This window comes from Peribacillus sp. NPDC096540, from assembly GCF_050278525.1.
In the GTDB taxonomy this organism is placed as follows: Bacteria; Bacillota; Bacilli; order Bacillales; family DSM-1321; genus Peribacillus.
On the sequence record NZ_JBNNTG010000086.1, the window covers coordinates 1 to 3,057 of the forward strand.

The window sequence follows — 3,057 nt, forward strand, 5'->3', positions numbered from 1 at the left end:
TTCCTTCAAAACTAGATAATAAGAAGGTATTTCATTTTTTTAAAGCTATGGTTAAGTCCTCGATCTATTAGTATCAGTCAGCTCCACATGTCGCCACGCTTCCACCTCTGACCTATCAACCTGATCATCTTTCAGGGATCTTACTAGCTTGCGCTATGGGAAATCTCATCTTGAGGGGGGCTTCATGCTTAGATGCTTTCAGCACTTATCCCGTCCGCACGTAGCTACCCAGCTATGCCTTTGGCAAGACAACTGGTACACCAGCGGTGCGTCCATCCCGGTCCTCTCGTACTAAGGACAGCTCCTCTCAAATTTCCTGCGCCCGCGACGGATAGGGACCGAACTGTCTCACGACGTTCTGAACCCAGCTCGCGTACCGCTTTAATGGGCGAACAGCCCAACCCTTGGGACCGACTACAGCCCCAGGATGCGATGAGCCGACATCGAGGTGCCAAACCTCCCCGTCGATGTGGACTCTTGGGGGAGATAAGCCTGTTATCCCCGGGGTAGCTTTTATCCGTTGAGCGATGGCCCTTCCATGCGGAACCACCGGATCACTAAGCCCGACTTTCGTCCCTGCTCGACTTGTAGGTCTCGCAGTCAAGCTCCCTTGTGCCTTTACACTCTACGAATGATTTCCAACCATTCTGAGGGAACCTTTGGGCGCCTCCGTTACTCTTTAGGAGGCGACCGCCCCAGTCAAACTGCCCACCTGACACTGTCTCCCACCCCGATAAGGGGCGCGGGTTAGAATTTCAATACAGCCAGGGTAGTATCCCACCAACGCCTCCACCGAAGCTAGCGCTCCGGCTTCTCAGGCTCCTACCTATCCTGTACAAGCTGTACCAAAATTCAATATCAGGCTGCAGTAAAGCTCCACGGGGTCTTTCCGTCCTGTCGCGGGTAACCTGCATCTTCACAGGTACTATAATTTCACCGAGTCTCTCGTTGAGACAGTGCCCAGATCGTTACACCTTTCGTGCGGGTCGGAACTTACCCGACAAGGAATTTCGCTACCTTAGGACCGTTATAGTTACGGCCGCCGTTTACTGGGGCTTCGGTTCAAAGCTTCGCTTGCGCTAACCTCTCCCCTTAACCTTCCAGCACCGGGCAGGTGTCAGCCCCTATACTTCGCCTTGCGGCTTCGCAGAGACCTGTGTTTTTGCTAAACAGTCGCCTGGGCCTATTCACTGCGGCTTTTCTGGGCTATTCACCCTAAAAAGCACCCCTTCTCCCGAAGTTACGGGGTCATTTTGCCGAGTTCCTTAACGAGAGTTCTCTCGCACACCTTAGGATTCTCTCCTCGCCTACCTGTGTCGGTTTGCGGTACGGGCACCTTACATCTCACTAGAGGCTTTTCTTGGCAGCGTGGAATCAGGAACTTCGGTACTATATTTCCCTCGCCATCACAGCTCCGCCTTAATGGAAACGGGATTTGCCTCGTTTCCGGCCTAACTGCTTGGACGCGCATATCCAACAGCGCGCTTACCCTATCCTTCTGCGTCCCCCCATCGTTCAAACGATGTATAGGTGGTACAGGAATATCAACCTGTTGTCCATCGCCTACGCCTTTCGGCCTCGGCTTAGGTCCCGACTAACCCTGAGCGGACGAGCCTTCCTCAGGAAACCTTAGGCATTCGGTGGAAGGGATTCTCACCCTTCTTTCGCTACTCATACCGGCATTCTCACTTCTAAGCGCTCCACCAGTCCTTCCGGTCTGACTTCAACGCCCTTAGAACGCTCTCCTACCATCGACACCATACGGTGTCAATCCACAGCTTCGGTGATACGTTTAGCCCCGGTACATTTTCGGCGCGGAGTCACTCGACCAGTGAGCTATTACGCACTCTTTAAATGGTGGCTGCTTCTGAGCCAACATCCTGGTTGTCTAAGCAACTCCACATCCTTTTCCACTTAACGTATACTTTGGGACCTTAGCTGGTGGTCTGGGCTGTTTCCCTTTCGACTACGGATCTTATCACTCGCAGTCTGACTCCCAAGAATAAGTATTTGGCATTCGGAGTTTGACTGAATTCGGTAACCCGTTGGGGGCCCCTAGTCCAATCAGTGCTCTACCTCCAATACTCTCATCTTGAGGCTAGCCCTAAAGCTATTTCGGAGAGAACCAGCTATCTCCAGGTTCGATTGGAATTTCTCCGCTACCCACACCTCATCCCCGCACTTTTCAACGTGCGTGGGTTCGGGCCTCCATTCAGTGTTACCTGAACTTCACCCTGGACATGGGTAGATCACCTGGTTTCGGGTCTACGACCTCATACTCATTCGCCCTATTCAGACTCGCTTTCGCTGCGGCTCCGTCTTATCAACTTAACCTCGCATGAAATCGTAACTCGCCGGTTCATTCTACAAAAGGCACGCCATTACCCATTAACGGGCTTTGACTACTTGTAGGCACACGGTTTCAGGATCTATTTCACTCCCCTTCCGGGGTGCTTTTCACCTTTCCCTCACGGTACTGGTTCACTATCGGTCACTAGGGAGTATTTAGCCTTGGGAGATGGTCCTCCCTGCTTCCGACGGGATTTCTCGTGTCCCGCCGTACTCAGGATCCACTCAGGAGGGAACGAAGTTTCAACTACAGGGTTTTTACCTTCTTTGACGGACCTTTCCAGATCTCTTCATTTACCCCGTTCCTTTGTAACTCCATGTTGAGTGTCCTACAACCCCAAGAGGCAAGCCTCTTGGTTTGGGCTAATTCCGTTTCGCTCGCCGCTACTCAGGAAATCGCATTTGCTTTCTCTTCCTCCGGGTACTTAGATGTTTCAGTTCCCCGGGTCTGCCTTCAGTACCCTATGTATTCAGGTAAAGATACTGTTCCATTACGAACAGTGGGTTTCCCCATTCGGAAATCTCCGGATCAAAGCTTACTTACAGCTCCCCGAAGCATATCGGTGTTAGTCCCGTCCTTCATCGGCTCCTAGTGCCAAGGCATCCACCGTGCGCCCTTTCTAACTTAACCGTTAAAAAAGATCTTACTGATGCTTTGAAAAAATTAATTGCCTTCTATCTATTATCTAGTTTTCAAGGAACAAAGTA

At 51.5% G+C, this 3,057-nt stretch carries 1 rRNA gene; it reads right to left on the bottom strand.

The window, feature by feature from the left end:
- Window positions 1-47: 47 nt before the first annotated feature.
- Window positions 48-2,980: ribosomal RNA gene (locus ACQKMR_RS28095) — 23S ribosomal RNA — on the bottom strand.
- Window positions 2,981-3,057: the final 77 nt, after the last annotated feature.